Source organism: Rhodopseudomonas palustris, assembly GCF_013415845.1.
GTDB classification, from domain to species: Bacteria; Pseudomonadota; Alphaproteobacteria; order Rhizobiales; family Xanthobacteraceae; genus Rhodopseudomonas; species Rhodopseudomonas palustris_F.
Map to the genome: position 1 here is coordinate 3377688 of NZ_CP058907.1, position 13769 is coordinate 3391456.

General features: G+C 64.6%; 14 protein-coding genes. 6 read left to right on the forward strand and 8 right to left on the reverse strand.

Annotated features, from left to right (window positions below):
* Window positions 1-42: 42 nt before the first annotated feature.
* The 5 genes from HZF03_RS15410 to HZF03_RS15430 all read left to right on the forward strand — a co-directional run bounded on the left by HZF03_RS15410 (window position 43) and on the right by HZF03_RS15430 (window position 5315).
* Window positions 43-969: a peptidylprolyl isomerase gene (locus HZF03_RS15410; protein WP_011158610.1), complete on the forward strand. Its 927-nt coding sequence runs from the start codon at window positions 43-45 to the stop codon at window positions 967-969.
* A 60-nt stretch (window positions 970-1029) separates the two neighbouring features.
* Window positions 1030-2043, forward strand: a complete 1014-nt coding sequence (gene pdxA / locus HZF03_RS15415) for a 4-hydroxythreonine-4-phosphate dehydrogenase PdxA (protein WP_119018238.1) — start codon at window positions 1030-1032, stop codon at window positions 2041-2043.
* Entirely contained in the window at window positions 2040-2903 is an 864-nt protein-coding gene (rsmA, locus tag HZF03_RS15420) for a 16S rRNA (adenine(1518)-N(6)/adenine(1519)-N(6))-dimethyltransferase RsmA (RefSeq protein WP_119018203.1), read from the forward strand. The genes pdxA and rsmA overlap by 4 nt, the downstream gene beginning before the upstream one ends.
* 16 nt (window positions 2904-2919) lie before the next feature.
* Complete coding sequence (locus tag HZF03_RS15425; RefSeq protein WP_011158613.1) at window positions 2920-3978, forward strand: alcohol dehydrogenase; 1059 nt, start codon at window positions 2920-2922, stop codon at window positions 3976-3978.
* A gap of 191 nt (window positions 3979-4169) precedes the next feature.
* A complete protein-coding gene (locus tag HZF03_RS15430; RefSeq protein WP_234832219.1) occupies window positions 4170-5315 on the forward strand; it encodes a hypothetical protein in 1146 nt (381 codons plus the stop codon).
* A 3-nt stretch (window positions 5316-5318) separates the two neighbouring features.
* Here HZF03_RS15430 and gmk read toward each other — a convergent pair whose 3' ends face one another.
* The 8 genes from gmk to HZF03_RS24495 all read right to left on the reverse strand — a co-directional run bounded on the left by gmk (window position 5319) and on the right by HZF03_RS24495 (window position 12537).
* Window positions 5319-5981, reverse strand: a complete 663-nt coding sequence (gmk, locus tag HZF03_RS15435; protein WP_012496522.1) for a guanylate kinase — start codon at window positions 5979-5981, stop codon at window positions 5319-5321.
* 2 nt (window positions 5982-5983) lie between these two features.
* Window positions 5984-6871, reverse strand: coding sequence for a YicC/YloC family endoribonuclease (locus tag HZF03_RS15440; RefSeq protein ID WP_119018202.1), 888 nt, complete (start codon window positions 6869-6871; stop codon window positions 5984-5986).
* Window positions 6872-6972: 101 nt separating this feature from the next.
* Window positions 6973-8229 (reverse strand): endolytic transglycosylase MltG, encoded by a 1257-nt coding sequence (gene mltG, locus HZF03_RS15445; RefSeq protein ID WP_011158617.1) that lies wholly within the window; start codon window positions 8227-8229, stop codon window positions 6973-6975.
* 202 nt (window positions 8230-8431) lie between these two features.
* Window positions 8432-9697: a beta-ketoacyl-ACP synthase II gene (fabF, locus tag HZF03_RS15450; protein ID WP_012496525.1), complete on the reverse strand. Its 1266-nt coding sequence runs from the start codon at window positions 9695-9697 to the stop codon at window positions 8432-8434.
* 96 nt (window positions 9698-9793) lie between these two features.
* Window positions 9794-10033, reverse strand: a complete 240-nt coding sequence (locus HZF03_RS15455; protein WP_002716125.1) for an acyl carrier protein — start codon at window positions 10031-10033, stop codon at window positions 9794-9796.
* A gap of 304 nt (window positions 10034-10337) precedes the next feature.
* Complete coding sequence (gene fabG, locus HZF03_RS15460) at window positions 10338-11075, reverse strand: 3-oxoacyl-[acyl-carrier-protein] reductase (RefSeq protein WP_012496526.1); 738 nt, start codon at window positions 11073-11075, stop codon at window positions 10338-10340.
* A 19-nt stretch (window positions 11076-11094) separates the two neighbouring features.
* Window positions 11095-12054 (reverse strand): ACP S-malonyltransferase, encoded by a 960-nt coding sequence (fabD, locus tag HZF03_RS15465; protein WP_012496527.1) that lies wholly within the window; start codon window positions 12052-12054, stop codon window positions 11095-11097.
* A gap of 237 nt (window positions 12055-12291) precedes the next feature.
* Window positions 12292-12537 (reverse strand): hypothetical protein, encoded by a 246-nt coding sequence (locus HZF03_RS24495; protein WP_234832218.1) that lies wholly within the window; start codon window positions 12535-12537, stop codon window positions 12292-12294.
* On the opposite strand from HZF03_RS24495, the gene HZF03_RS15470 reads away from it, so the two are divergent.
* Window positions 12515-13669 carry a GGDEF domain-containing protein gene (locus HZF03_RS15470; protein ID WP_234832217.1) on the forward strand — a complete coding sequence of 385 codons (1155 nt, stop codon included), beginning with the start codon at window positions 12515-12517 and terminating at the stop codon, window positions 13667-13669. The two genes, HZF03_RS24495 and HZF03_RS15470, sit on opposite strands and share 23 nt — an antisense overlap.
* Window positions 13670-13769: the final 100 nt, after the last annotated feature.

Consider the following 13769-nt stretch of genomic DNA (forward strand, 5'->3'; position numbering starts at 1 on the left):
CCACCATCCAGAACCCGATCGGCTGTGAGGTAAACGCGACCCATGACGAGCAAGCTTTCCCTTCGCATCATTGGCTTGGCGCTGTGCTGTGCGGCGGCGGCGCTGAGTCTTGGAACGACGCAGGGCCAGGCTCAGTCGGTGGTGGTGATGGTCAATGGCGAACCGATCACCAATTTCGACATCGATCAGCGCTCGAAGCTGAACCGGATGTCGCACAAGGCGGACAGCCGGCAGCAGGTGCTCGAGGATCTGATCGACGAGAAGGTCAAGATCAAGGAAGCCAAGAAGTACGGCGTCAATCCCAGCGATTCCGACATCGACTCCTCCTTCTCCACGATGGCGTCGCGGATGCGGATGAGCACCGCGCAAATGACGAATATGCTGGCCGCTCAAGGCATTCGGCCGGACACGTTGAAGTCGCGGATCAGGGCCGAGATGGTCTGGGCGAGCCTGGTGCGCGGCCGATTCAAGGACAGCTTGCAGGTCAGCGAGCGCGAAGTTCAGGCGCAGCTCAAGGGCGGCGACGACACAAAGGCCGTCGAGAGCTTCGAATATCAACTCCGGCCGGTGGTGATGATCGTGTCGCGCGGCTCGGTTTCGGAATCGCTCGATGCCCGGCGCAAGGAAGCGGAGCAGCTTCGCGGCCGCATCTCGAGCTGTGCCGAGGCCGATCGCGTGTTCAAGGCAATGCCCAATGCGGCGATCCGCGGCATCGTGATCAAGACCTCCGCTGACCTGCCGCCGGCGCTCCGCGAGATCCTCGACAAGACGCCGGTGGGCCACCTCACCCCGCCCGAAGTCACCAAACAGGGCATCGAGATGGTCGCGCTGTGCGAGCGGAAGCAGTCGACCGCCGATACGCCGCGCAAACGCGAAATTCGCGAGAAGCTGTTCGGCGAGAAATTCCAGGCAAAGTCGAAAGAGTATCTGCAGGAAGTGCGTAAAGCCGCGATGATCGAGTATCGCTGAGACGTCGCAGCGAGCTTCATCGCGGCACAGGTGCCGGCGGTCCGCGCCTCGGAGTCGATCATGACCGGAATGGCAAAACCACTGGCGCTGACACTCGGCGAGCCTGCAGGGATCGGTCCCGATATCGCCCTGGCAGCGTGGCTGCAGCGCGAGCAACACGGACTACCGCCATTCTACCTTCTTGGTGACGCCGGCTGTCTGTCCCGTCGTGCCAAACTGCTTGGCCTCGACGTTCCACTGGCAGAGGTCAAAGCCGAAGACGCCGCAGCAGCGTTTGCGACAACCCTTCCGGTTGTCTCCACAGGACAGATCGCAACCGCGACGCCGGGCCAACCGGACGCCACCAGTGCGCCGGCCGCAATCGCGTCGATCGAGCACGCTGTGGCCGATGTCCGGAGCGGTCGCGCAGCCGCTGTCGTGACTAACCCAATCGCCAAGAGCGTGCTGTACCAGGCAGGCTTCCACCATCCCGGACACACCGAGTTTCTGGCCGAACTCGCCAAGCGAGACGGCATCGTGCCGCAGCCGGTGATGATGCTGTGGTGCCCTGCCCTCGCGGTCGTACCGGTGACGATTCATGTCTCGCTGCGCGACGCGATCACCCAACTCACCACTGATTTGATCGTGTCCACCGCGCGGATCGTCGTCAAAGACCTCCGCGAGCGACTGGGCATTGCGCAGCCTCGTTTGGCGCTGGCAGGGCTCAACCCCCACGCCGGCGAAGACGGCGCGCTTGGCCTAGAGGATCGGGCCGTGGTTGCACCCGCGGTGGCGATTCTGCGCCGTGAAGGGATCGACGCGCGCGGACCGTTGCCGGCAGATACAATGTTCCATGCGGCAGCACGAAAGACCTATGACTGCGCGATCTGCATGTATCACGATCAGGCGCTGATCCCGATCAAGACCATCGCCTTCGATGAGGGCGTCAACGTCACGCTCGGTCTCCTCTTCATCCGGACCTCGCCCGATCACGGCACAGCGTTCGATATCGCCGGCAGTGGACAAGCCAACCCGTCGAGTCTGGTCGCGGCCTTGAAGCTGGCCGCACAGATGGCATCGGCCAAAACCGCATGAGCGCGATCGACGATTTGCCGCCGCTGCGCGAGGTCATCCGGCGACATGATCTCGCCGCACGGAAATCGCTCGGCCAGAACTTCCTGCTCGATCTCAATCTGACGGCGCGCATCGCGCGAGCAGCCGGGCCACTCGCGGGCGTCACGGTGGTCGAGATCGGCCCCGGTCCAGGCGGCCTCACCCGCGCGCTGCTGGCGACCGGTGCTAAACGCGTGATCGCGATCGAGCGAGACGAACGAGCGCTCGGCGCGCTGGAGGAAATCGCTGCACACTATCCCGGCCGCCTCGAAATCATCAGCGGTGACGCGATGGAATTCGATCCGCGCCCGCTGCTGAATGGCGACCGCGCCCGGATCGTCGCCAACCTACCGTACAACATCGCCACCCCGCTGCTGATCGGCTGGCTGTGCGCCGAGCCGTGGCCGCCGTGGTACGAGATGATGGTGCTGATGTTTCAGCGCGAGGTGGCCCAGCGCATCGTCGCGCATCATGACGACGACGCTTATGGCCGGCTCGCAGTGCTGGCGAATTGGCGCGCCGAGACGCAGATGCTGTTCGATATTTCGCCGTCCGCCTTTGTGCCACCACCGAAGGTGACCTCCTCAGTGGTGCGCCTGGTGCCCCGCGCGCAACCGGAGCCGTGCGATCGAGCCGCGCTCGAACAGGTTGCAGCCGCCGCGTTCGGCCAACGCCGAAAGATGCTGCGTCAGAGCCTCAAATCGCTTGGCGTCGATCCGGCACAGCTCACAGCCGCCGCCGGGATCGATCCGGCGCGGCGTGCCGAGACCGTGCCGGTGTCCGGTTTTGTTGCCATGGCGAACGAATTGGCCAATAGTCGCGCGATAAGAACACAAGCCTGAAAGGGAGAAACCCGACATGACGCAAATGCGTCGCCAGTCTCTGGTGAAATTCGACGCCCCGCTGTGTGAGACCATCATCGATGCGCCGAAGCCGCAGGGGCGCGAAGTGCTGGTGAAGATCGAGCGCTGCGGCCTGTGCCACTCCGACCTGCACATTCAGGACGGCTACGCCGATCTCGGCGGCGGCAAGAAGCTCGATACCACGCGCGGCATGACGCTGCCGTTCACCCTGGGTCATGAGATCGCCGGCGTCGTCGCCGAAGTCGGTCCCGACGCGCCGCAGGATCTGATCGGGACCAAGAAAGCGGTGTTTCCTTGGATCGGCTGCGGCAAATGCCGTGACTGCCTCGCGGGCGACGAGAACCTGTGCGCCAAGAACCGCTTCCTCGGCGTCTCGATCGACGGCGGCTTCGCGACCCACGTACTGGTACCGGATGCCAAGTATCTGCTCGACTACGATCCGCTGCCGACCAACGTCGCTGCGACGTTGATGTGCTCTGGTATCACCGCCTATGGCGCCTTGAAGCGTCTGGTGGACCGGCCTCGTCAACGCAATCTGCTGCTGATCGGTCTGGGCGGCGTCGGCATGATGGGTCTCTCGCTTGCTCAGGCGATGTTCAAGCAGCCGATCGCGGTGGCCGATCTCAGCCCCGCGGCGCGCGAAGCGGCGCTGAAGAACGGCGCGGCCGTCGCTTACGACCCATCGGAGCCCGACGTTGCCAAGCGCATCTTCAAGGAGACCGATGGCGGCTTCGATGGCGTGGTGGATTTCGCCGGCAACGACAAGTCGATGAACTTCGCCGTCAGCACGGTTGCGCGTGGTGGCAAGATCGTGGTGTCGGGTCTGATGGGCGGCCAGTTCAGCCTGCCGATGGTGCAATGGATCTACAAGCGCATGACCGTCGAAGGCTTCATGGTCGGCACGCTCGAAGAGACCAAGGAACTGCTCGCGCTCGCGCGTGCCGGCAAGGTCAAGCCGACTCCGATGAAGGAAGAGCCGATGCAGGATGCGCAAAAGTGGATCGATCAGCTGCGCGCCGGCAAGGTGGTTGGCCGCATCATGCTGGCGAACTAATCGTCGCCTAATCCTGGCATTGCGGTTCCCAAAAGCCGCAATGCCAGGCCCCGAATTGTCTCACCCTCACCGGATTGTCGGCATATTGCGACCCCATTTGTCGCGGAAAAAACGGACGAACAGAAGTTCCGTTGTCCCGCGTCAGAATGGGGAATGCCATGCACAACCGATCCGCGAAACTGCTGTTGGCCGTGAGCGCCGGCGCGATCGCGAGCGTTGCGATCACAGCAAGTCCCCTGTCCTCGGCGCGGGCGGACACCTGTTTGTCGGCGCCGAACGCACCCACCCCGGTTGGCAGTCATTGGTTCTACCGCGCTGACCACGCCAACAAGCGCAAGTGCTGGTACTTGCGCAAGGCGGACGCCGCGCCGGCAGCAGCAAGTACCACCGAAGCGCCCCCACCAGAGGCGACCGATACGGCCGAGGGCGTCCCGGCCCCGGCAACAAATCGTCCAGCACCATCTCCCAAAGCCAAGACCGCTGCAGCATCGAGTGCGACGCAGCCGACTTCGCCGGCGCCGTCGACTGCCGCTCCGTTGCGCTCTTCCGTTGCCGATGCCCGCGCCGAATTTGCAGCACCTCAGCAGCCGCAATCTGCCGCTCCCGCGGCGATCAATTCTCCCTTCCCCGCCCCCGTGCTCACAGCGCCCGGCGAGGCGACACAGGCGGCGGCAGCGCCTGCCCCCGCCGCCGAGCAGTCGAACACAGTTACTCCCACCTCGATGAACGACCGCTGGTCGGACTCATCGGCCGGCAACGTCCAGGCCAATACCGATGTCACCGACAAGCTGCGCAAGGCCGCAAAGGCGACCAAGTCGGCGCCGGCCTCCATCACCGAGGGGTCGATGAGCGCGGGCACACTTGCGACGCTGATCGGCGCCCTGCTCGCGGCCCTCGCGGTCGCCGGCGGTATCGCAGCCGCGCTCATGAAATTCGGCCGCAGCGAACCGATCGTGCGACGTGAGCCGGGCGGGCGTCCCGACCTTTGGGCGGGTCGAACCGAAAGGGACACAACCGATATCTATGCCAATGACTTCAGGTCGAGCCCGATCGATCTCGATGCGACGTTCCGCAAGCCTGCCGCGCCGCCGGCTGTCCCCTCGGCCTCGGATCAAGACATCGAGCCGCCTGCCTGGATCAAGGCCGCCCGCGAACGCCACGTCGCCAACGACCGCGTTCGGCCGGGTGGTGCAGATTTCCGTGCCGCGGAGGTAAGTGCCGCCAAGCCGCAGCGTACACCTGACACGACCGATGGCCGGGCCCACGAGACTGCTCCGCCGGCAGCGGACGAAATCGAACAATTGCTGGCGCTGGCGCAGAAGCGCTCGGCGGCGTAGGCGTCAGCCTTCGAGCTGCTGGCGCATCCCGCGGACGAAGGCGTCCAATCCGACCTGACGCTCGCGCTTGAGCTGCTCGGCGCGCAGGATCGAACGCACGGACTCGAAGGCAACGCCGATATTGTCGTTGACCACGATGTAATCGTAGGCGTCGAAGTGGCTCATCTCGTCGCCGGCTTTCTTCATCCGACCGCGGATCACCTCGTGGGAATCCTGCGCGCGGGTATGCAGCCGATGCTCCAGCGCCTGCACGGACGGCGGCAGGATGAAGACGCTGACGACGTCGCTTCCAGCGCGACTGCGGAGCTGCTGTGTGCCCTGCCAGTCGATGTCAAACAACACATCGCGGCCGGCTGCGAGCGCGGCTTCGACCGGGGCACGCGGCGTGCCATAGCGATTGTCGAACACGTTGGCCCATTCGAGGAATTCCCCGGCTCCGACCATCTCGTCGAATTTCGGCCGATCGACGAAGTAATAGTCGCGGCCGTCGACCTCGCCAGGCCGCATGGGCCGTGTCGTTGCAGACACCGACATCTGCAGCCCTGGCATCTGTTCGACCAGCATCCGCGACAGCGTCGTCTTGCCGGCGCCGGAGGGCGACGACAGCACGAACATCAGCCCGCGCCGCTCGACACCGCTGTAGCTGCCCGCCGCTCCGTCGCTCATGATTACTCCAGATTCTGAACCTGCTCGCGGAACTGCTCGACGACGTTCTTCATCGCCAGTCCGGCATTGGTCAGCTCCAGATCGATCGACTTGGAGCAGCAGGTGTTGACCTCGCGGTTGAATTCCTGCGCGAGGAAATCGAGCCGGCGCCCGACGGCGCCACCCTTGGCGAGCATCTCGCGGCTCTGCGCAATGTGCGAAGCGATGCGATCGAGCTCCTCCCGAATATCGGCCTTGGTCGCCATCATGATGGCTTCCTGATGCAGCCGGTCGGGGTCGAAGCGGTCGGACGTATCGAGCAGCGCCGCGATCTGTTCGGCAAGGCGGGCCTTGATCGCATCGGGCTTGCGGCCCGGCGCAGCCTCGGCCTGCTTGGCAAGCGCTTCCAGCTCATCCAGACGTTGAGCCAGCACCGCGGCGAGGCTCGCTCCCTCGCGCTTGCGCATCTCGATGAGGCTCTTCAGCGCTTCACCGAATGCAGACTCGACGGCGGTGCGTGCGGCCTTCTCCTCGGCCTCGTCGGCCTCCGGTTCGACCACTTCGATGACGCCCTTGATGCCGAGCAGCCCATCGATGCTCGGCGCGACCGCGTCGACCTTGCCGGCGATCTCACTGGCAACCTTCAACACCGAGGCCAGCACATCCTGATTGATCTGGATGGCCGAGACCGCGTTGGCGCGCTTGACGGTGAGATTGGCGTAGATGGTGCCGCGGGACAGCATCTCCGCGGCGCGCTTGCGGACCGGCGGTTCGATATCGTCCCATCCGGGCGGCAGCCGCATCCGGAAATCGAAGCCTTTGGCGTTCACCGACTTCAATTCCCACTCGAACACGTAGGGGCCGCTGGCACCGTGGCTGCGTGCAAATCCGGTCATGCTCGATAACGACATCGCGTCACTGTCTCCGGATTTCGAGGTTAAGAATCGCCACGATCGGCGGGCGGAACTTAACGCAAACCCCGCCGCGATGTGAACTGCCGGCCGCGTGCAACTTACTCGGTCGCACCGTTCGGCGTGGCATTGCGAGCGCGGCGCTTCTGCGCACCGTTCTTGCCGGCGGCCTTCGGCGCCCCGGCCGGCGCGGCTGCCGCAGGATCGCCGGCGGGCTCGGCAGCCGGAGCGGCCGCGGTCGGCGGCGTTTCCTCCGGCGGCTCGACGGTGTCGTTCTGGAGCTGCTTTTCCTGCGCCCGCAGCTTGCCGACGTTCTTCTGGTGCACCTCGTAATTGTCGCTGAAGGCGTGACCACCGCTGCCATCGGCGACGAAGTACAGATCGCGGGTGCGCGCCGGATTGGCCGCAGCCTCCAGCGATGCGCGCCCCGGATTGGCGATCGGCCCGGGCGGCAATCCGTCGATCACATAGGTGTTGTAAGGGGACGGCTGCGTGATCTCGCTTCGCTTGATCGGACGGCCGAGCGTACCCTTGCCGCCGACGAGACCGTAGATGATCGTCGGATCGGACTGCAGCCGCATCTTCTTCTGCAGCCGATTGACGAACACCGCGGCGACGCGCGTGCGCTCGTCCGGCTTGCCGGTCTCCTTCTCAACCAGCGAAGCCAACGTCACCAGTTGCTCCGGAGTCTTGATCGGCAGGTCGGGACTGCGACGCTCCCAGATCTCGCTGAGCACCCGCTTCTGCGCCTGCTGCAAGCGGTGGATCACCTGCTCGCGCGGCGTCCCGCGCGGAAACTTGTAGGTCTCCGGCAGCAACGTTCCTTCGCGCGGAATTTCGCGGATGCTTCCGGTGAAGATCGGATTATCGGACAGGCGCTCGACGATCTGTTCCGAAGTCAGTCCTTCGGGAATCGTCACCGCGTGCTGCACCACCTTGCCTTCGACGATGGTTCCGATCACGTCGCGCAGGCTGGCATTCTTCTGAAACAGATACTCGCCCGGCTTGAGCTCGGTGCGGGCGCGCAATGCCATCACGCCGCCTGCGAACACCAGCCAACCGTCTTCGATCACGCCTTCGCGCTTCAGGATCTGCGCGATGTCGTCGAGGCCAGCACGCTGCGGAATATTGACCGTCTTGTCCTGCGCGAGCGGTCCCGGCGCTTCGAGCTTGTTCTTGCCGTACACGTACAAGCCGCCGGCCCCGATCATCACAACCACAATGAAAGTGATGATCGCATTGCCGATGATGACCAGCGGATTGCGGGCGTGGTCGGACCGCTTCGGCGGCGGCGGAAGCTGCTCCGGCTCGAGCGCCGCACGCGGGCTTCTCGGCGAAATCGGCGGCCTTTCACTCATCGGTGCAACCTGAATCCTGTCGGCTCGCATGGGGGCCGGCGCAATATGCACCGGCGACATTCGTGATCACGACTTCGATGCAATGTCCGGTCTGGACTCTATCCAGGCGGATGAGGGCTGCAACCGATCATACTCCGAAACTGACGGACCGCGTAGGGTTGAGCAGCGATTGCGGCGAAACGGTGGATGACGAGTCGCGCGTTTAGTTCGGCACGCGCTGCAACACCAGCGACGCGTTCGTGCCACCGAACCCGAACGAGTTCGACAATGCAACGTTGATCTCGCGGGCCCGCGGCTTCCACGGAACCAGATCGATCGCCGTCTCGACCGAGGGGGTGTCGAGATTGATCGTCGGCGGCGCAACGTTGTCGCGAATCGCGAGCACGCAGAAGATCGCTTCCACAGCACCGGCCGCCCCAAGCAGATGGCCGATCGACGACTTGGTCGACGACATCGAGACGCGCGAGGCCGCATTGCCGAGCAGGCGCTGTGCCGCACCGAGCTCGATCTCGTCACCGAGCGGCGTCGAGGTGCCGTGTGCGTTGATGTAGTCGATGTCCGACACTGCGATGCCGCCGCGCTTGATCGCGGCGCTCATGCAGCGGAATGCGCCGTCACCATCAGAGCTCGGCGCCGTGATGTGATAAGCGTCGCCCGACAGACCGTAGCCGATCACTTCGGCATAGATCCGCGCGCCACGCGCCTTGGCGTGTTCGTACTCTTCAAGCACGACGACGCCGGCGCCCTCGCCCATCACGAAGCCGTCGCGATCCTTGTCGTAGGGCCGCGAAGCCTTGGTCGGCGCATCGTTGAAACCGGTCGACAGCGCCCGCGCGGCGGCAAAACCGGCCATCGCCAGACGGCTGATCGGAGATTCGGTACCGCCCGCGACCATCACGTCGGCATCGCCGAGCGCGATCAACCGCGAGGCATCACCGATCGCATGGGCGCCGGTCGAGCAAGCCGTGACGACCGAATGGTTGGGGCCCTTGAGACCGAATTCGATCGAGACATAGCCGGACGCAAGATTGATCAGGCGGCCGGGAATAAAGAACGGAGAGATCCGGCGCGGGCCGCGTTGCTCGAGCAGCAGCGCAGTCTCGGCGATGCCCTGCAGGCCGCCGATGCCGGAGCCTATCAGCACGCCCGAGGCGCAGCGCTCTTCTTCCGTGGAGGGATGCCAGCCGGCATCGTCGAGCGCCTGACGCGCCGCCGCCATCGCATAGACGATGAAGTCATCGACCTTGCGCTGGTCTTTCGGCTCCATCCATTGATCAGGATTGAAAGTGCCGTTGGTGCCGTCGCCGCGCGGAATGACGCAGGCGATCTGGCTGGCGAGATCCGACACGTCGAACGTATCGATCTTGCGTGCGCCGCTTTCGCCGGCGAGCACTCGGCTCCAGGTCGGTTCGACGCCGCAGCCCAGCGGCGACACCATGCCAAGGCCCGTGACGACAACCCGTCTCATCTCCAGCACTCCGGCGTAGAATGCGCGGTGCAAAACAAGAAGCCGGTGGACCGCTTTTGTGCGGTCCGTCCGGCTTCCTTCACACCGCGCGGAGCGTTAGCTCTTTGCGTTCTTTTCAAGAAACTTGGTGGCGTCGCCGACGGTGAGAATCGTCTCGGCGGCGTCGTCCGGAATTTCGCAGCCGAACTCTTCTTCGAACGCCATCACGAGTTCGACGGTGTCGAGGCTGTCGGCGCCGAGATCGTCGATGAAGCTGGCGCTATCGACCACTTTCTCGGGTTCGACACCAAGGTGTTCGACCACGATCTTCTTAACCCGCTCGCCAATCTCACTCATCTATTTAACCCCGTGATTGTTCCGTTTCGACCCGACCGACAGACGATACGAGCCATCGTGGTGCGTCAACTCGCTAAGTTCCCGTCGCATCGCGAAGTGTGTTGATTTTGCCCCCGTCCCCGGGTCGAAGCCGACCACCCGGGCGGCAAGCTCCCCATCGCCAATATACAGGGTTTGGACATCCTGCAATGGCCTTCTTTGCTTGTCCGCCAGTGGTTCGGTTATCATACTTCCGATGCATTGACCACAAGCCCGCGGCGACTGCGGGGGACCGCGTGCGCCGCCACAAGCTCGCAGATTGCTGTCAGATCATCGCCATCCCGCCGTTGACGTGAATGGTCTGACCGGTGACGTAGGCGGCCTCGTTCGAACTGAGATAAACCGCCGCAGCCGCAATGTCGTCCGGCGTGCCGAGCCGGCCGGCCGGCACCTTGCCGAGAATCGCCTCGCGCTGCTTGTCATTGAGAACGTCGGTCATCGGCGTCGCGATGAAGCCCGGCGCAATGCAGTTCGCCGTGACGTTGCGCTTGGCGTATTCGGCGCCGAGCGTCTTGATCATGCCGATCAAGCCGGCCTTCGAGGCCGTGTAGTTGCCCTGCCCCGGATTGCCGGTGACGCCCACCACCGAAGTGATCGCAATGATGCGGCCGAACTTCTTGCGCATCATCAGCTTGGTGGCAGCGCGCGTCAGCCGGAAGGTCGCCGTGAGGTTGACCTTGATCACCTCGTCCCAATCCTCGTCGCGCAATTGCACGAACAGATTGTCGCGGGTGATACCTGCGTTACATACCAGGATGTCGAGCCCGCCCATGGCTTCGGCCGCAGCCGGCACCAGCGCCTCGACGTCCGCCGCGTCCGACAGATTGCAAGGCAGCACGTGCACGCGTTCGCCGAGCTTGGCGGCCAGCGCGTCGAGCGCCTCGCGCCGCGTGCCGGAGATCGCCACGGTGGCGCCCTGGCCGTGCAGCGCCTGGGCGATCGCGCCGCCGATGCCGCCGGTTGCGCCGGTGACCAGCGCGGTTCTGCCTGTCAGATCGAACATCTCGCCTCCTTGTGCCGGCTTAAGCCGAGCGTCCGGCCGCCAGCGCGTCTTTCGCCGACGCGATGTCGTTGGGGCCACCTACGGAAATACCAATCGCGCCATCAGCGATGCGCTTCACCAGGCCGCTCAGCACCTTGCCGGCGCCGATCTCCAGAAACTGATTCACGCCCTGCGACGCCATGAAGGCGACCGACTCGCGCCAGCGCACGGTCCCGGTGACCTGCTCGACCAGACGGCGGCGGATTTCATCCGGATCGGTGATCGGCGACGCCAGGACGTTGGCGACCAACGGCGCGGCCGGCGCCTTGATGGTCACGCCCGCAAGCGCCTCGGCCATTGCTTCGGCCGCCGGCTGCATCAGCGAACAATGGAAGGGAGCGGACACCGGCAGCAGCATCGCGCGCTTGGCACCCTTGCCCTTGGCGATCTCGACCGCGCGCTCCACCGCGTCCTTATGACCGGAGACGACGACCTGACCGCCGCCATTATCATTGGCGGCCTGGCAGACCTGGCCCTGCGCGGCTTCGGCCGCCACCGCGACCGCGGTGTCGTAATCGAGCCCGAGCAGCGCGGCCATCGCCCCGACGCCGACCGGCACCGCCTTCTGCATCGCCTGACCACGGATCCGCAGCAGCCTCGCCGTGTCGCTCACGCTCAGGCTGCCCGCAGCGGCCAACGCGGAATATTCGCCGAGCGAATGACCGGCCACGAAGGCGGCATCTTTGCCGACCGACACACCGGCTTCGGTCTCCAGCACGCGCATCGTCGCCAGCGACACCGCCATCAGCGCCGGCTGCGCATTCTCGGTGAGCTGCAGCGTTTCAGCCGGGCCTTCCCAGATGATCGATGTCAGCTTTTCGCCGAGCGCAGCGTCGACTTCGTCGAACACCGCCCGCGCCGCCGGAAAGGCTTCGGCGAGCGCCTTGCCCATACCCACGGCCTGGGACCCCTGCCCCGGAAAGGTGAATGCTGCGGTCATCTGGATTCCTGAACCTGTCTCTGAAGTCGGGGCCGTAAGACACCGCCCGGCCCCGTCGTGTCAAGTTGACTGCTGTCTAACATCCTTTCGAACAGCCCCGTGACTCACAGGCTTATTGTCATCCTTCCGGCAACGGCTCGCCGGGTCGGGCCGGCGGCGTTTGTGAAATGCATTTACCGTACAGGAAGGTGCGTACGACTTTTAAGGAACCCATCAACGCTTTCCCGGCTACCGCTATCACCAGCACAGCGGATGATTATTCCTCATGCGATTGATCAGCGAACGATACTTCCTTTCGAGAAATGCGGGCTTTTTGCGCGCAATCGGCCCATCCAGTCCAGCCGTCACTTGGCTGATCAGCGGACCGCAGCCGCAGCCGGCCTCGATCGTTCGCAAGTTGCTGCTGCATACGCAGACCAGGAAGCGAACGCTGGTCTTGGCCATCTTTTCGACGACGCTGATGGCGGCGGTCGTCGCGGCCACCACCGATGCAATCTGGGCGATCGTCTGGCTCGCCGTCGAGCTTGGGTTCGGCGCAGCACGCTACGCGGCACTTGCCGCATTGCAGCGCGATGAAGCTGCCGGCCGCCCCGGCAATGCGGTCCTGCCGCTGTATCTCGGCATGTCCTGGGCGACCTGCTACGGAATCGGTTGCGGGCTTTGCGCCATCTCCGGGGAATGGCTGCTGATTTTGATGGCCGGCATCTTTATCTCCGGCCTTGCGGGCGGGATCTCCTCGCGCAACTCGGGCACGCCACGGTACGGCATCACACTGATCTATCTGCTCGGCACGCCCTACAGCGTGGCGATGGTGCTGTCGCCGCTCCCCTATATGTACATTGTCGGACTGCTCGTTCCGATCTGGGGCTTCGGCATGGCTCTCGTGCTGCTCGAGAATTACGAGGTGCTGCTCAACCTGTTTCTCTCCGAGCGGAAGAATCGCCGGCTGGCCAACTACGATTCTCTCACCGGGCTCCCCAACCGGGTGATGAAGCGGCAGCGGTTCGAACGGTTGCTGCGCGGCGCGGATGCGTCCGCCGCCGCACCTCTCACCGTGTTCTGTCTGGACCTCGACGGCTTCAAGAGCGCCAACGACCGGTTCGGTCATGCCGCCGGCGATGCCGTGCTCGTTTCGGTCGCCGAGCGGCTGCGCAGCAGCGTCCGCGAGCAGGATCAGGTGTTCCGTGTCGGCGGCGACGAATTCGTGGTGCTCCTGCCCGGAACACGAACGGACGATGCGGCTCCGGTTGCGCAGCGAATCATCGCCGCGATTGCCGAGCCGTTCGAACTGGCAGGCCACGGCCGGCTCGACATCGGCGTCAGCATCGGCGCGGCAACCTTCCCGACGGATGGCTCGACCGTGGATGACCTGCTGCGGGCCGCCGATATTGCGATGTATGAGGCCAAACGGCAGGGAAAGGGCCGGTTCGTGGCGGCCGGCCGCAACGGCATGGTGCCCCAACACCCCGCCCCCGATACCGCCAACGTAACTCCGGCCTCGAGAGTGCGGGCCCCCGAACCGGCCGGCCTGTGGTCGAAACTGCAGCTTCCGTCCCTTGCCAAGGCGGCCGAAATCCGTATAACGGCGCATCCGCAGATCCCGGCCGGGAGCTGAACGGACGGTCTCACCATGATCTCCCCTGGGCCTTATCTCCCTTGGCGATTTTGATGCGGCAGGGCCAGTCGGCTCGTCGTCCCGTGCTTCCGCCTTCTGA